At 66.1% G+C, this 15,960-nt stretch carries 14 protein-coding genes; 9 read left to right on the top strand and 5 right to left on the bottom strand.

Annotated elements, in window-relative coordinates; translation table 11 throughout:
* Positions 1-271: 271 nt before the first annotated feature.
* Together LQ144_RS14490 and LQ144_RS14485 are read right to left on the bottom strand one after the other, a co-directional pair.
* On the bottom strand, positions 272-2,665 hold the full coding sequence (locus LQ144_RS14490) for an excinuclease ABC subunit UvrA (protein WP_230119446.1): 2,394 nt from the start codon (positions 2,663-2,665) through the stop codon (positions 272-274).
* Positions 2,666-2,792: 127 nt separating this feature from the next.
* Complete coding sequence (locus tag LQ144_RS14485) at positions 2,793-2,951, bottom strand: hypothetical protein (protein WP_230119404.1); 159 nt, start codon at positions 2,949-2,951, stop codon at positions 2,793-2,795.
* 164 nt (positions 2,952-3,115) lie between these two features.
* On the opposite strand from LQ144_RS14485, the gene LQ144_RS14480 reads away from it, so the two are divergent.
* The 5 genes from LQ144_RS14480 to LQ144_RS14460 are packed head-to-tail and all read left to right on the top strand — an operon-like array spanning position 3,116 to position 7,915.
* Positions 3,116-4,294 (top strand): type III polyketide synthase, encoded by a 1,179-nt coding sequence (locus tag LQ144_RS14480; RefSeq protein ID WP_230119403.1) that lies wholly within the window; start codon positions 3,116-3,118, stop codon positions 4,292-4,294.
* Between the two features lie 7 nt (positions 4,295-4,301).
* Positions 4,302-5,003 (top strand): class I SAM-dependent methyltransferase, encoded by a 702-nt coding sequence (locus tag LQ144_RS14475; RefSeq protein WP_230119402.1) that lies wholly within the window; start codon positions 4,302-4,304, stop codon positions 5,001-5,003.
* Positions 4,996-6,129, top strand: a complete 1,134-nt coding sequence (locus tag LQ144_RS14470; protein WP_230119401.1) for an NAD(P)/FAD-dependent oxidoreductase — start codon at positions 4,996-4,998, stop codon at positions 6,127-6,129. Before LQ144_RS14475 ends, LQ144_RS14470 begins: the two co-directional genes overlap by 8 nt.
* Before the next feature lie 7 nt (positions 6,130-6,136).
* Positions 6,137-7,201, top strand: coding sequence for a hypothetical protein (locus tag LQ144_RS14465; protein WP_230119400.1), 1,065 nt, complete (start codon positions 6,137-6,139; stop codon positions 7,199-7,201).
* A 9-nt stretch (positions 7,202-7,210) separates the two neighbouring features.
* Positions 7,211-7,915: a peptide deformylase gene (locus LQ144_RS14460; RefSeq protein ID WP_230119399.1), complete on the top strand. Its 705-nt coding sequence runs from the start codon at positions 7,211-7,213 to the stop codon at positions 7,913-7,915.
* A gap of 11 nt (positions 7,916-7,926) precedes the next feature.
* On the opposite strand, the gene LQ144_RS14455 is transcribed toward LQ144_RS14460, so the two are convergent.
* Positions 7,927-10,020, bottom strand: coding sequence for a S9 family peptidase (locus LQ144_RS14455; RefSeq protein WP_230119398.1), 2,094 nt, complete (start codon positions 10,018-10,020; stop codon positions 7,927-7,929).
* Positions 10,021-10,128: 108 nt separating this feature from the next.
* Here LQ144_RS14455 and LQ144_RS14450 point away from each other — a divergent pair, with 108 nt between their 5' ends.
* From LQ144_RS14450 to LQ144_RS14435, 4 genes are all read left to right on the top strand, one after another.
* Positions 10,129-11,022 (top strand): methyltransferase domain-containing protein, encoded by an 894-nt coding sequence (locus LQ144_RS14450; RefSeq protein WP_230119397.1) that lies wholly within the window; start codon positions 10,129-10,131, stop codon positions 11,020-11,022.
* Between the two features lie 122 nt (positions 11,023-11,144).
* Positions 11,145-11,606: an NfeD family protein gene (locus tag LQ144_RS14445; RefSeq protein WP_230119396.1), complete on the top strand. Its 462-nt coding sequence runs from the start codon at positions 11,145-11,147 to the stop codon at positions 11,604-11,606.
* A 109-nt stretch (positions 11,607-11,715) separates the two neighbouring features.
* On the top strand, positions 11,716-12,666 hold the full coding sequence (locus tag LQ144_RS14440) for an SPFH domain-containing protein (protein WP_230119395.1): 951 nt from the start codon (positions 11,716-11,718) through the stop codon (positions 12,664-12,666).
* Positions 12,667-12,941: 275 nt separating this feature from the next.
* Entirely contained in the window at positions 12,942-13,289 is a 348-nt protein-coding gene (locus tag LQ144_RS14435; RefSeq protein WP_003802221.1) for an RNA polymerase-binding protein RbpA, read from the top strand.
* Positions 13,290-13,392: 103 nt separating this feature from the next.
* Here the strand turns inward: LQ144_RS14435 and LQ144_RS14430 are convergent, their stop codons facing one another.
* Positions 13,393-14,139, bottom strand: a complete 747-nt coding sequence (locus tag LQ144_RS14430; RefSeq protein WP_230119394.1) for a polyprenol monophosphomannose synthase — start codon at positions 14,137-14,139, stop codon at positions 13,393-13,395.
* Positions 14,140-14,683: 544 nt separating this feature from the next.
* The coding region (locus LQ144_RS14425) for an amidohydrolase family protein (RefSeq protein ID WP_230119393.1) at positions 14,684-15,960 on the bottom strand (1,277 nt) is incomplete at its 5' end.

Genomic DNA, 15,960 nt, shown 5'->3' with positions numbered 1-15,960 from the left:
CGCGTCGTGTACGCGTTGATGGCGCGACTCTAGCTTCAGCCGGTGACCAACCTGCCGACGTCGGCTGTACCGGAGTTGAGCGCGAACCTGATATGGCGTCATCCAGTCCAAGCCCAACGTGGTGTCCAAGTGCCGCAACCGGCTCATTGCAGCCGTCTGATCGAATCAGCCGGCCACGGCAACGTCGGCTTCGCCATTCCCGGGCTTCGCCAGTACCTCGGGGCCCAGGCCCAACCCTGAACCAACAAGGGTCGGGTGGATCTCCCGTATCTCACGCGCCGACGTAGGCCGCGAGGTGCTCGCCCGTCAGGGTGGAACGGGCGGCGACGAGGTCGGCCGGTGTGCCCTCAAAGACGATCCGGCCGCCGTCGTGGCCGGCTCCCGGACCGAGGTCAATGATCCAGTCGGCGTGCGCCATGACCGCCTGGTGGTGCTCGATGACGATGACCGACTTGCCGGAGTCGACGAGCCGGTCGAGCAGGCCGAGCAGGTTCTCGACGTCGGCGAGGTGGAGGCCGGTGGTCGGTTCGTCGAGCACGTAGATGTCGCCCTTTTCAGCCATTTGGGTTGCCAGCTTGACCCGCTGCCGCTCGCCGCCGGAAAGCGTCGTGAGCGGCTGGCCAAGGGTAAGGTACCCGAGCCCGACGTCCACGAGCCGGTCGAGAATCTTGTGGGCGGCCGGAGTACGTGCCTCCCCGGCCCCGAAGAACGCCGCCGCCTCGGTCATCGACATCGCCAGCACCTCGGCGATGTTGCGGCCGCCTAGCGTGTACTCCAGCACCGGCGCCTGGAACCGCTTGCCCTCGCAGTCCTCGCAGGTGGATTCGACGGTGGCCATGACGCCCAGCTCGGTGAAGATAACTCCCGCCCCGTTGCATGTGGGACAGGCGCCTTCAGAGTTAGAGCTGAACAGTGCGGGTTTCACGCCGTTGGTCTTGGCGAACGCCTTGCGGATTGGTTCGAGCAGCCCCGTGTACGTGGCCGGGTTGCTCCGACGCGAACCCTTGATCGCGCCCTGGTCGATCACCACGACACCGTCGCGGCCGGCGACCGAGCCTTGGATCAGCGAGCTCTTGCCGGAGCCGGCGACGCCCGTGAGCACACAGAGCATGCCCAGCGGGATGTCGACGTCGACGCCCCGGAGGTTGTGTGCCGACGCCCCGCGGACCTCAAGCGCGCCGGACAACGTCCGCACCGACTCCTTGAGCCTTGCCCGATCGTCGAGGTGGCGACCGGTGATGGTGTCGCTCCCGCGCAGGCCCTCGACGGTGCCCTCGAAGCACACGCTGCCACCTGCCGTGCCCGCCCCGGGGCCGAGGTCGACCACGTGGTCGGCGATGGCGATGGTCTCGGGCTTGTGTTCAACGACGAGCACGGTGTTGCCCTTGTCGCGCAGCTGCAGCAGCAGCTGGTTCATCCGCTCGATGTCGTGCGGGTGCAGGCCGATCGTCGGTTCGTCAAAGACATAGGTGATGTCCGTGAGGGACGAGCCCAGATGTCGGATCATCTTGGTGCGCTGGGCCTCTCCCCCGGACAGCGTGCCCGCCGGCCGGTCCAGCGAGAGGTAACCCAGCCCGATTTCCGCGAACGAGTCGAGCAGGTGCTGCAAGCCTTTGAGGAGCGGCGCGACCGAAGGCTCGTTGAGCCCGCGGACCCACGCGGCCAGGTCGCTGATCTGCATCTCACACAGCTCGGCGATGTTCTTGCCCTGGATCTTCGAGGACCTGGCCTCCGGGCTGAGCCGCGTGCCGTCGCACTCGGGGCAGGTCTGAAACGTGATGGCGCGCTCCACGAAGGCCCGGACGTGGGGCTGCATTGCTTCGACGTCCTTGGAGAGCATCGACTTCTGGATCTTGGGGATCAGCCCCTCGTACGTCAGGTTGATGCCCTCGACCTTGATCTTGGTCGGCTCCTTGTAGAGCAGGTCGTGCATTTCCTTTTTGGTGAACTTCGCGATGGGCTTGTCCATGTTGAAGCCGGCCCCGCTGAAGATGCGGCCGTACCAGCCGTCCATGCTGTAGCCGGGGATCGTTAGGGCACCCCCGGCGAGCGATTTGCTGTCGTCGTACAGCGCCGTGAGGTCAAAGTCAGAGACCGAGCCCATGCCCTCGCAGCGTGAACACATGCCGCCCAGGTACACGGCACCCTGCACCACACTCTTCTCGACCCGGCCACCGGCTTTCTCGGTGCTCATCACCCCGCTCGCTTTGCGCGTCGGGACGTTGAAGGAAAACGCCGTGGGCGGCCCGACGTGCGGCTGCCCGAGCCGGCTGAAGAGAATACGCAGCATCGCATTGGCGTCGGTGGCGGTGCCCACCGTCGAGCGCGGGTTCGCACCCATCCGCTCCTGGTCCACGATGATCGCCGTCGTCAGGCCTTCGAGCAGGTCGACGTCAGGCCGGGCCAGGTTCGGCATGAAGCCCTGCACGAACGCGCTGTAGGTCTCATTGATCATCCGCTGCGACTCCGCGGCGATGGTGCTGAACACCAGTGAACTCTTGCCCGAGCCGGAGACACCGGTAAACACCGTCAGCCGTCGCTTGGGAATCTCGATGCTGACGTCCTTGAGGTTGTTCTCGCGTGCGCCCTGCACGCGGATCAGGTCGTGGGTGTCGGCAATCGGCTGCGCTGGCGACTGCGTGTCCGTCTGGGTGGCCGTGATCATCGTGTCTCCATCTGTTAGCGGGCCGCCTTCGCGGTCTCCGTCGGCGTCCACTGGCTCCATCTAACCAGCCTCGAGCGGTACGCCCGGTTCACCATCGTGGGCGCGTCACCCCTCCGGGGCCCGGCACTTATCGGTCCTGAAGCAGCCCCAGGACGTTCCCGACGTAGTAGGACTCATCGGTCTGCGGCGGTACGCCGAGCAGGGCGGAGTACACCGCTTTGGCAGCCGCCAGGTCGGAAACGGGATGCAGCACCGTCTTGATTCCCTGGGTGGAAGAGCCGGTCATGGTCACTCCTGAAGTCGCGCATCGGGATTATCTGGCTCAGTCTAGCCGCGGCACGTGACCGTCGCTTCTCGATTCCTGACCGGTCTGGACATCTGATCCATGACGCACGACGGCCAGCCGGCCCATCCATTGTCTTAAGGCGTGCTCTCACTAAGAATGAACGAATGACGGTCTACGTGAGAGCACTCGAAACAGCTGTTCCGCCCACATTGCTCATCCAGACGGAAGCACGCGACGTGTTTGCTGCCCAGCCCGGCCTCACACGGCTCGGCTCACGGCTGGTTTCCACCTGCTTCGACTCAGCCGCCATCGATACCCGCTACACGGCCGTCCAGGAACTGACCATGGATTCGCAGGCGGAGAACCCGCAGTTTTTCGATCCCGCCACGGGACTGCTCCGGAGCCCCAGCACGAAGGCCCGCAACGACCTGTTCGCGAGGGAGGCCACGAAAATCTTCATCGAGGCCGCCTCTGCTGCCGTCTCCAGCTGCGCCGGGATCGATCCAGTTGACATAACTCATCTCATCACTGTTTCGTGCACGGGGTTCTTCAACCCGGGCCCGGACTACAAGATCGTCCGTGCGCTCGGTCTCAATCCTGCAGTGCAGCGCTACCACCTCGGGTTTATGGGCTGCTATGCCGCGTTCCCGGCGCTCCGGGCCGCGAAGTCCTTCTGCGAGGCGGACCCGGAGGCGGTCGTCCTCGTCGTCTGCGCCGAACTCTGCTCGCTCCACGTCCGCACCTCCAACGATCCGGACGCCATCATGGGCTCAGCTCTCTTTGCGGACGGCGCGGCAGCCGCCGTCGTCACAGCGCGCGAAGTACCCGAATCAACGCCGCTGCTGCAGCTGGACCACTTCGAAACTGTCCTCACGCCGGTAGGTGAAGACTCAATGGCCTGGAACATCGGTGATGAGGGCTTTGAAATGGTCCTCGGCAACTACGTTCCGCACATCATCGACGACCACATTGTGGGCGCCCTGGAACCGCTGCTGGCCCGCGAAAGTTCGCTCACCGGACTCCCCTACCGGGACATCACCCACTGGGCCATCCATCCGGGTGGACGCAGCATCCTGGACAAGGTGCAGTCCCGGCTGGACCTCACCGACGAGCAACTGGTCCCGGCCCGTGAGACCCTCCGGAACTTCGGCAACATGAGCAGCGCCACAGTGCTCTTCGTCCTTAGGCACATCCTCGATCTTCCGGCGCAGGAAGGCGACGAACGCATCTGCTCCATGGCCTTCGGACCCGGGCTGACGGTCGAAACCGGACTTTTCACGAAGATAAACCAACCGCTCCAAGACCCACGGCTGGCGGACGAGGCCGAATCCTCCCTGGCCTGACCGCGCCATGGGACTACTGGGCGCGCGCGACGCCGAGGCCATCGAGGACATGGACCGGCCGGACTGCGATCCGGAACGCCTTAACCGCACGTACAGCCAGTTTGCACTCGTCAACCGCGCCGTCTCGGGCTGGCACCTCCTGTACCGCAGCAGGCTCCGGCCGCTCCTCACGCCCGCCGCACCGTCCACCCTGCTGGACATCGGTTGCGGCGGCGGGGACCTGGCGCTGATGCTGGCCAAGTGGGCGGCCAGGGACGGGATTCAGCTCAACATCACGGGCATAGATCCCGACGCCCGCGCCTACCGGTTTGCAGCGAGCCGGGAACCCGTGCGGGGGGTTCAGTTCCGCCAGGCCACGAGTGCCGAGCTCGTCGCGGAGGGCAGGGCCTACGACATCGTCATTTCCAACCACGTGCTGCACCACCTCACCCCGGCCGAACTGCAGAACCTGCTCAGCGATTCCGCGGTGCTGTCCCGGCGCATCGTGCTCCACAACGATCTCCGGCGCAGCGCCCTGGCCTACGCTTTGTTTGCGGCGGGCGCGCTGCCACTGGCCGGCTCGTACATCCGCCGCGACGGCCTGACCTCCATCAGGCGCAGCTACACCGTGACGGAACTTGCCGCCGTCGTGCCTTTTGGGTGGTCAGCGGAGCCCCACTCCCCTTTCCACTGCCTGCTCACCTACATGCGGGATGCCGGCCGTGACTGATGTCCTGATCGTTGGCGGCGGCCCGGTGGGCCTCTATCTCGGCGCGCTGCTGCTGCAGCATGGAGTGGCCGTCCGCATCCTTGAAAAGCGGACCGGGCGGAACCCGCATACACGGGCCATCGGCATCCATCCCCCGGCCCTGTCCGCCCTGGACCGCATCGGCGCAGCCTCTCCGCTGATCGCCCGGGGGATCCCCATCCGCCGTGGACGCGCCGTATGGCTGGGCCAGGAAATCGCGCACATGCCGTTCGCGCCGGTGTCGGAGCGCTACCCGTTCGTCCTGGCCGTCCCGCAGCCGGTCACTGAGGCCGTCCTCGAGGCCCGGCTCCTGGAATTGGACGGCGGTGCCCTGGTTCGCGGAGCGCAGGTGACGGACATGCACGACGACGGCGGCAGGGTCACTGCCGACGCCACGGTCGCCGGCACCCGGCGGAGGTTCTCCGCCTCGCTGGCGGTGGGGGCGGACGGCGCAAATTCCACAGTGCGGCGGCTGCTGTGCGTGCCCGCTGCGGAGCGGCGATACCCGGACCACTATCTGATGGGCGACTTCCCTGACTCGAGCCCGTACGGGGAGGACGCTGCCCTGTTTCTCGAGGCCGGCGGGATCGTCGAATCCTTTCCGCTGCCGGGCGGAGTCCGCCGCTGGGTTGTCAGGCTTTCCCGGCCGCCGGACCGTCCCGACCCTCATCTGCTGGCCGGCCTCGTGGGCGACAGAACCGGTATTGCCCTGGACGCCGGCAGCAACAGCATGCTCAGCAGCTTCGGCGTCCGTTCCCGCCTGGCGGCGCGCATGGTGGCCGGGAGGACAGCCCTTATCGGAGATGCCGCCCACGAGATCAGCCCCATCGGCGGCCAGGGCATGAACCTTGGCTGGCTGGACGCGGAATCCCTGGCGCCGGTCATCCTGGCCGCCTTGCACAGCCGGCCATCCGGGGCGGACCTTCGCCGGTTCAACGCGTCGAGGCGCCGGGCCGCCGCAGGGGCGAAACGCCAGGCCGAGGTGAACATGGCGCTGGGCAGGCCGCTCCCGGACGGACTGCTGCGGATGCGGAACGCCGCGATCGCGCGGATAGGAGCGGCGCCGGCGCTGAACGCCCACGTGGCCAGACGGTTCACCATGCAATGAGAGACCCATGACCGTGCAATACAAATTCCACTTGGCGGGGAGCGCCCGCATGGCTCCCATGTCCCGGACTTCCCACTCGGTAAGTGCCGCAGTCGGCTGTGTTCTCGCCATTGCTGCGCTGCTCGGTGCCGGCGCGTGCACCCCGCAACCTGTTGAGCCCGACGGGCAACCGAGCCCAGTCGCGGGTTCCTCCGCTGCTGCGCCGCTCACCGCGATGGTGAATCAGTTCCGTGACAACTACGGGAACCAAATCATCGAGATCCAGTTGACCAACAACGGCAAAGACACTGTGACGGTGCAGTCAGCGGGCGTCGCCAGCCCGTTGTTCGCAGCGGGGATTGACTGGCACGGCTCCCCGGACGGAGTCGACCTCCCGCCCGGCCAGGGCAAGAGTCTGCCTGCGAAGTTGACGCCTGCCAGCTGCAGCCCCGGCCCTGCTCCGGATGGCAGCAAAAGCCCTGGGGCCGACATTCCGCTGCCGGTCGTGACCGTCACGCTGGTGCCCGGCTCTGCGCCGGGCCCCGCACAGCGGAACGTTCCTGCCACAGACCCCTTCGGCGTGCTGGCCCGCAACAATTCGGAGCAGTGCCTGGCCAGTGAGGTACGTGCCGTCGCCGGGATCGTCCTCGGACCGGAACTCACTGTGTCCGCCGACGGCGAGCGTGCCGCGCTTCATCTGTTCATCCGGCCCGGCGTTCCGAAGTCCTCCGGAACCGCCAGCGGGCCGGCTCCCGGTTCTCCGGCAGAGGGCGCACCGGCCCCCGGCCGCGGCGGGGCCGCCACGAGCCTGGTCATCGAGCGCATTGAGACCACAACGCTGTTGGCCGAGGATCCCGCCAGACCCTGGCCTCGGGACATCATGGTGAAAGCCGGCGGCCCGGCCGTCAATTTGGACCTGGGAGTCCGTCCCGCCCGCTGCGATCCGCACGCGGTTGCCGAGGACAAGGTGGGCACGCTCGTTCCGCTCCGCGTTGCCGTGGGTGACCGCACAGGCCTCGTGAAAGTCGCCGCCGGGACCGCCTTGAGGGGCAAGATCTACGACTTCGTCACGGCGGCCTGCGCGCCCCATTAGGCTTTCCCCATGAACCAAGCATCTCCGCCAACCTCCTACACCCCTGACCGCATCCGGGAGACCGTGCAGGAACTGCTCGCGCTGGAAACGCTGCCGCCCATAGTCCAGGCAGGACATCCTGTCCTGAGGCAACGCTCCGCTCCGTTCGAGGGGCAGTTAAGCGCGGCCGAACTTGATCAGCTGGTTGAGGTGATGAGGAAGGTCATGCACGCGGCACCCGGTGTGGGCCTGGCGGCGCCCCAGCTGGGGATTCCGCTTCAGCTTGCCGTTCTCGAAGACCGGTTTGAGGTCGATGACGACTTGGCGGCAGCGAGGGGCCGGATACCGCTTGAGTTCTTCGCCGTCCTCAACCCGGCCTACCAGCCGCTGGGAGACCGGACTGCTGCCTTTTTCGAAGGCTGCCTGTCCCTTTCCGGGCTGCAGGCCGTGGTGGAACGGCCGGAAAGTGTCCGGCTGGACTACCTGACGCCGGCAGGAGATCCGATGAGCCGGGACTTCAGCGGCTGGCAGGCGAGGATCGTCCAGCACGAGACTGACCACCTCCACGGAACGCTGTATATCGACAGGGCCCAGCTCCGCTCGCTCAGTACCAACAGTGAGTACGCGGCGCGCTGGGCCGAACCGGGCATTGGGAAGTCCCGCCAGGAGCTTGGATTTCTGCAGGGTTCCTCAATACCCGGGCTCCCAAGTGCGGGCCACCCGGACGGCCCCTAGTCCCCCACCCGCTAGTCCGCGGCCTCCTCGTTCCGCGCCTCTTGGCCTTCCGCACCACGGTTGGACTCCGTTGGCAGGTACCGTGCCCACCACGCCAGGATGTGCTCAAAGCGCTGACGGCGGTGATGAGGCGTGCCGGACCGGGACAGTTCATGGTCTTCGCCGGGGAATACCAGGAACGCCGATTCCACGCCTTGCTGCTTCAACGCAGTGAAATACCGCTGGCCCTGTTCCACCGGGCAACGGAGATCGTCCTCGCTGTGGATGACCAGGGTGGGCGTCCGGACGCCGGCGATCGTGGCCATGGGGCTTTGGGCCGCCACCTGCTCGGGTGATTCCCCGGTGTATTCGCCGCCGAAGAACCAGCCGATATCGGATGAGCCGGCGAAGCTGACCGGATCCAGGAAACCCCGCTCCACGATCGCGGCCTTGAAGCGGTGGTCCTGGCTGATGGTCCATGCGGTGAGATATCCGCCGTAGGAACCTCCCATGATCCCGAGGGCCTTGGCGTCCAGCGCGGAGAATTTGTCCAGGGTACCCTCCAGGAAGGCGAGAACGTCCTGCATGTCCACAGTGCCCATCCGCTCCTTGATGGCCCTGCCGTGCGCTTGCCCGTAGCCTGCCGAACCGCGCGGGTTGCACATCACCACCGCGTAGCCGGCCTCCGCGTAGACCTGCGCTTCGTCAAAGAGAGCCACGGTGTATTGCGCGAACGGACCGCCGTGGATGTTGAGCAGCACCGGGTGCGGGCCCTTGCCCGGCGGCATCAGCACCCAGCCGTGGACTTCGTACCCATCCGGCGACGGGAAGACCAGCTCCCGGGGCTCGATGATGCCGGCCTCCGTCCGCAGGGCGGCCGAGAAATCCGTCAGTAGCCGCAGCTGGCCGTTGCCGAAGAAGGCGACGTCGCCTTCCGTGGCGGAGTCCGTGAAGCTGATGAACAGTGACGCGCCGGCGGCGCCGGCGCCGGTGACCACCCTGTCGCCGTGGACCAGCAGGGCATGGCTACCCGTGGCGCTGAACTCAAGCAGTTCCACCGTGCCTTGGGCGTTGTTCAGGGCCAGGGCAGCGTCGCTGCCGCGGAGCTCGATCCGAGCACCAGGGGCGGCAACGTCCATGTTTTCGGCGTCACTGAGCGCCCGGGCTTCTCCGCCCGCCGCGGGCATGACGTGGAGAACGGTGTTCTTTGCGACGAAGTCCCGGCTGGAGCCGCCAAGGTCCTGGGCGGTGAAAAACAGCCACTTCCCGTCCTGCGACTCGCGGACGTCAAGAACGGTCTGGGGCCCAACGTTTGGGGCCTTGACCGGCACCGGATCACCGCCGCCGGCGGGAAGGCGGTAGATGCCGCTGACCAGGTCCTGATCGCTCGCCTCGTGCAGTTCGGCCACAAAGTAGACCGATGATCCGTCGCTGCTGAAGGATTCACCGGTGTGGTCCGTTGCCGCCGTCGTGAGTTGCCTCGCGTCCGGAAGGCCGATGGCCGCTCCTGCGTTGCCGGCGGACTGCCCGGGCCGGTCCCCAGCGGTGCGCGCACCGTCCCTGAGCGCGCGGCCCGCGGGCCTAATTTCGGGCTCCCCGCCAAGTTCCGGAACATCCAGAATGAAGAGCTGCAACGGCTTGTCGCCCGTGTAGCCAACGCCGTTCATCCTGTACTTGAAGCCGGTGATGAGGCGGGCATCTTCACCGCCTGCGCTGACGCCCTCGATGGTGCCATAGCGGCCGTCGTCAGGCTCCCTTGAGCCAAAGACTATGCGCTGCGAGTCCGGTGACCAGGCGTAGGAGGAGACCCCGAGGGGCCTGTCCGTCAGGAGCTGGGGCTCTCCCCCGGCGGCTTCCACCACGTGCAGCTGCGGCTTGCCGCCGGGGGTGGCCCGCAGGAAGGCTAGGACCCGGCCGTCAGGGGAAAAGGCCGGAGCGGTGTCCCGGAAGCCGCGTGTTATTCGGCGCGCCGGTTTTTCGGGATCCTGGGGGACGCTCCACAGTTGGCCCACGTAAGCGTCGGCATCGAAGTCGGGGCGGGTGACCGACACAACGGCGCGTGAGCCGTCAGGGTGGGCGGCAGGGGCGGAGACGGACTTGAGCAGCGGCAGGTGTTCAGGCTTCACCCACGTGAGCCTAGCGTCTCGGCCGAGGCGTGTGAAACACCTCACGGTTCCCTTTCCCCACGGCTTTACCTTCTGGCGCACCCGGTCAACAGCCCTAGGATTGTCCCCATGCCATCCCGCCTGCCTGCCCTGCTGTGTCCTGTCTGCCGCGCCGGCCTCGCTCCCGTCCCGGCCGGGGCGGATGGAGGCACGGCCTCCCTCGCCCGTGCCCTCACCTGCCAAGCCGGCCACAGCTTCGACGCCGCCAGACAGGGCTACTTCAACCTGCTGGTCGGCAAGGGAACTGCATTCGAGGCGGACACTGCTGACATGGTGGCCGCACGCACCGCCTTTCTCGACGCCGGACATTATCGGCCGCTTGCAGATTCGGTGGCTGCCGCGGCCGTACCTGCCCTGCGCGGCCCGGAACCAACAGTCCTTGATTCCGGCACCGGAACCGGCCACTACCTGCGGGCGGTACTCGACCGCGTGGGCACAGCGGTGCCTATTGCCGCCGTCGGACTGGACATCTCAAAGTTCGCGCTCCGGCGCGCGGCACGGCTCAACCCCGAGGCCGTAAACCTGGTGAGCGACGTGTGGCAGCCGTTTCCGGTGGCGGACGCCGCCGTCGACGTCGTGACGGTGGTGTTTGCGCCGCGCAACGCCGCTGAATTCTCCCGCGTACTTAAGCCCTCCGGCCGGCTGGTTGTGGTGACGCCCCGGCGTGGGCACCTCGGCGAAATCGCCAGCCAGACGGGAATGCTCGGGATAGAGCCTGGAAAGGATGAACGGCTGGCCGACGCTCTCGCGGCCCATTTTGAACTGCTGTCCGCGCAGGACCTCGACCTAAATCTTGAGCTCTCCCCGGCTGACGTTGCCAACCTGGCCCTCATGGGCCCTGCCGGCCACCACACCGACCGCGGCGAATTGGCGGCCCGGCTGGCCCGCTTCCCAGCTCTGACCGGTGTCAGCTGTAAGTTCCGGATCAGTGTCTTTCTCCCCGCGGGGGCGGCCGATAAATAACGGCTTGGCCACGTTCTGGCGCGGGCTCGCCGGTCACCTGCCCGGCGTTGCCGGTTCGATCTAGGATGGAAGAAAGTTACTGAGGGTCTGCCCCGCAGCCCCCGGGATCAAGGGGGAACCGAATGTTCGAATGGCTAGGCGAAAACTGGTGGGCACTCTGGCTCACGGTATTTCTCGCGTTCGCAGCCGTGGAGATGCTGACCCTTGATTTGTTTTTCATCATGCTTGGCGGAGGCGCCCTGGCCGCGCTTGTGGCCGATTTCACCGGGGCTGACCTGTGGCTTCAAATCGTAGTCTTCTGCGTAGTGTCCCTGCTGATGATCGCCTTCGTCCGGCCGGTCACGCTCAAGCACCTTCACAAAGGACCCGCTGAACAGCGCACGAACATTGACCGCCTGATCGGCGAGACGGCGCTTGTCATGGAGGCCGTGTCCTCCACCGGGGGCCTGGTCAAGATCGGCGGCGATATTTGGAGTGCACGCTCCGACTCCGGTGTGCTGGCGGAAGGCCAGCGCGTGATCGTTGCCGCCATTGAAGGCGCGACGGCGGTCGTGGCACCACAGTCGGAAACCGCCATCCAGTAACCGCCGGACACATCAAGATTTCTGCTGTTTCCAAGCAGGCGGCAGCAGATATGGCGGCTGAGCCGTCAACGTACAGCTTCACTGAAAAATTGGGGAATGAAGGAGAAGTATGGATAGTCCAGGAGGATTCGCCGTCACGATCGTGATGCTGGTCCTGATCGTCTTTGTCGTCATCGTGCTGGTTCGTTCAGTGCGGATCGTGCCACAGGCCCGGGCCGGTGTTGTTGAACGTCTGGGAAAGTACCAGCGGACCCTGAACCCTGGCCTGACCATCCTGATCCCGTTCGTTGACCGGTTGCTGCCGCTGCTGGATCTTCGCGAGCAGGTGGTTTCGTTCCCGCCCCAGCCCGTGATCACGGAGGACAACCTGGTGGTGTCCATCGACACCGTGGTCTACTTCCAGGTGACGGACCCCCGCGCTGCAACGTACGAAATCGCGAACTACATCCAGGCTGTGGAGCAGCTGACCACCACGACGCTCCGGAATGTGGTGGGCGGCCTGAACCTCGAAGAGGCGCTGACGTCCCGCGACCAGATCAACGGCCAGCTCCGCGGTGTGCTGGACGAGGCCACGGGCCGCTGGGGCATCCGGGTTTCCCGGGTGGAGCTGAAGGCGATCGATCCGCCCCACTCCATCCAGGATTCGATGGAGAAGCAGATGCGGGCTGAACGTGACCGCCGTGCCGCGATCTTGACGGCCGAGGGCACCAAGCAGTCGGCCATCCTGACGGCGGAAGGCCAGCGGCAGGCGGCCATCCTCAAAGCGGAGGGTGACGCCAAGGCGGCCATCCTCCGCGCCGACGGTGAAGCCCAGGCGATCCAAAAGGTGTTTGATGCCATCCACAAGGGCAATCCGGACCAAAAGCTCCTCGCCTACCAGTACCTGCAGACGCTTCCCAAACTCGCCGAAGGTTCTTCCAACAAGCTGTGGATCATCCCCAGCGAGGTGGGCGAAGCCCTCAAGGGAATCGGCAACGCGCTGGGCGGCACCAATCCCGACCCGCGCTCCGGCGACCTGTTCGGCGCGGGTGACGACGCCGACAAACAGCCTGCATCCTAGATTGCGGAATACGAGGGAGGCACGCCGCCGGGCGGGCCTCCCTCTTCCATGGCGTAGAGGGGGCAGGCCCTTGGAGCCGCCTCCGCGTTGCTGGAGAGGCAGCAAATCCGTATAATGGGATATTTGTCCGGTCGGTTCACTCCGTTCGGAACAACATTGCTTGGCAGAGCGTTTCAATTAGTGATGCTACGTAGAGCACAACGTAGTCCGGAGGCAGCTTTGAAACCTCCGGCTAGCGCGGAGCCCGCTCCGCGAACCGACCAGAGGGAGAAATCATGAGCGATCGCAGCCTGCGGGGCATGCGTCTTGGCGCCCAAAGCATGGAGACCGAATCCGGCGTGGAGCCGGCTCCGCGTCAGCGGGTTGAGTACCGGTGCGAGGACGGCGAGCAGGTCTTTGTAACCTTCTCCTCCGAAGCCGAGATCCCCCCTGTCTGGGTTTCCAAAACCGGCAAAGAAGCGCTGCTCGTTGATGGCGAACGCCCGGACACCAGCAATGAAAAGGCTGTCCGCACACACTGGGACATGCTGCTGGAGCGCCGGTCGCTTCCCGAACTTGAGCAGATCCTCGAAGACCGCCTCACCATTCTGCGTGAACGGCGGGGCGAAAGGCGCTCAGCCTAGCCCCCAGTGAAGCGCCAAAAGGCCGGATCCGCTGCGCACATGCAGCGGATCCGGCCTTTTGTGTTGCCGGCGAAAGCTTAGCCGGTTCAGCCGGGCGGAGCGGCTATGCCCGGCTGGACGCCGGCCGCCTTCCCGTCAGTTTGTTCCAGCGGGCCGTCAGGCCCCACTTCGTCACATTGATCATGGCTTCGACCACGATGTTTCCGCTCATCTTCGAGGCGCCCAGTTCACGCTCCACGAACGTGATGGGGCACTCGACGATTTTCAGGCCCATTTTGGCGACGCGCCACGCCAGGTCCACCTGGAAGCCGTAGCCCACAGACTCGATCTGGTCCAGGTTCAGCTTCTCCAGGGTGGTGCGTCGGAAGGCGCGGTAGCCGCCCGTCACGTCCCTGATCTTGACTCCCAGCATGATCCGGGAATAGGTGCTGCCGATGCGGGATATCGCCTGCCGGTACAGCGGCCAGTTAACGACGCTTCCGCCGCGTACCCAGCGTGAGCCCATCGCGAGGTCGGCACCCTGTTCCACAGCGTCCAGCAGCAGGGGCAGCTGCTCCGGCTGGTGCGATCCGTCCGCGTCCATTTCGACCAGGACGTCATAGCCGGCCTCGAGACCCCACTTGAACCCGGCAATGTAGGCTGCGCCCAGCCCTTCCTTGCCCTTGCGGTGCAGGACGTGGACCTGGTTGTCTTCGGCAGCGATACCGTCCGCCAGCTGTCCGGTGCCGTCCGGGCTGTTGTCGTCCACAACGAGGACGTCGGCTGCCGGCACCGCCGCACGCAGGCGTCCCAGGGTGATTGGGAGCGACTCCAGCTCGTTGTAGGTGGGAATGATGGTGAGGACACGCACAGGGGAGGCCTTTCCTGGATGGGAGCGGTCAGCACGCGTGGAGTGTGGCGGGGCCGCCGACTCGCAAAGCGCAACTCTCCATTATACGGGCGATACGCAGACCGTCTTTCCGCCGCTCTCTGCACACCTTGTCCTCAGCCGGGACTCCGCTGCAACTATTCTGAGTGTGCCCAGCCATGCCCGCCCTGTGCCGGACATGCCACGGGCAGGTCCACACACGCCTCGGGCCAGTTCCGGTTTACGCGGTTGCCGGTAAGGGAACTGTTTTCTGATGCGTTATGGACCCGCCCACGGGGTGCCACCGCCGCGTGTCGCCCGGTGGCTTGCGCGTCCGATTTGTCTCGCTGGTGGCCAGACAGACACCGCTCCAAATGCATCCGTCCGTTGACCCTCAATGCTACGGACTGCCGATGCCCTGTCAACCGGCACCTGACCTGCCCCTTAATGTATAGCCGCAGGTCAGGGCCGGTTTCACTGCGGGCAATCCTCCGCAAATTCACGGCTCCGTGGCGCTTTGTTGCAGTGCCGTCCGCCGCTGCAGCCCTCAGCCGCGGAAGCCCGCCGAGGAGTGCAGTTCCAGTCCGTCCCGGACGGTCTGGAGGCAGCGCGGATCGGAACCGGTGTCGAGGGCCGGAAGCAAGGGTGTGCGGGCACGCGGATCGGTGCTCCAGGACTGGACCCTGCCGTCGGCGACCTGGACCATGAGCTCCTCGACATCCCAGACCGCAAAAGTGGCAGGTGCGCCTGGCACTAACTGTCCCGCCATCGGATTGGCGTGCCTGGCTGCCCGCCAGCCGGCGCGTGTGTGGCCAAGGAAAGCTGCCCGGGCCGAGATCCGCTCGGCAGGGTTGTTGTGCTCCAGGCAAGCTCTCACCGTGGCCCAGGGCCGCAGCGGGGTGACGGGGCTGTCGCTGCCGAAACAGACAGGGACGCCAGCCGAGTAGAAGGACGCGAATGGGTTCATATGCCGCCTTCTGGCCCCAAGGCGCTGCTCATAGAGCTTGCCCGGACCGCCCCAGGCAGCGTCGAAGGCGGGCTGGACGCTCACTGTGACCGCGTACTTGCCGAGCCTCGCGATTGCCTCCGCGTCAGCCATTTCGACGTGTTCAAATCGGTGTCCCGCCGCGCGGATTCGCTGTTCTCCTACCTCCGCGGCGGCCTGCTCCAGCGCGTCCAGGGCGGCATCGAGGCCGGCGTCGCCGATCACATGGAACCCGCCCTGGATCCCCAGAACGGAACAGGCCGCCAGATGGGCAGCCGCCTCATCCGTGGAGAGGTACGCCGTTCCTCTTTCCCCCGGTGCATCCGCATACGGCTCCCGGAGGGAGGCGGTGCGAGAGCCGATTGACCCATCGATGTTCAGGTCGCCTGCCAGCCCGCGGACCGGAACCCCGAGCTCAGCCAGCAGCGCCTCGGCTTCCGCCTTCGATGAGACCAGCTGCCCCCAATACGGCAGAACCTCCGGCATTGGCGTGTCGGATTCAGCGGCAATATTCCACCCGGCTGCAAGCTGCAGGTCCAGCACGCTTCCGATGTGCGGGGCGCCCATCTCCGCCAGTGCGACATAGCCGTTCGCGGCAGCCTCTTTCAATGCACGCCGCTGATGTCCCCGAAGGGCCGCAGCGGGAAGACTCCGGGCCGCTTGCCGGGCCGCGGCGTGTGCCTGCCGCTTGACATGACCGCTGGCGGCGAAGCCGTCGAGTTCGTCGAGCCGTGCCGTGGCTGCCAGGGCCGGCGAGACAAGCGCCGAATGCGCATCGACGCGGGACAGGAAGACCGGCCGGCCCGCAGCGGCCCGTTCCAGCTCGTCCGGGCCAGGGA

The organism is Arthrobacter sp. Bi83 (genome assembly GCF_918698095.1).
Classification (GTDB): Bacteria; Actinomycetota; Actinomycetes; order Actinomycetales; family Micrococcaceae; genus Arthrobacter.
The sequence above is the reverse complement of the archived record's forward strand: the minus strand, read 5'-3'. Positions and strand labels throughout refer to the sequence as shown.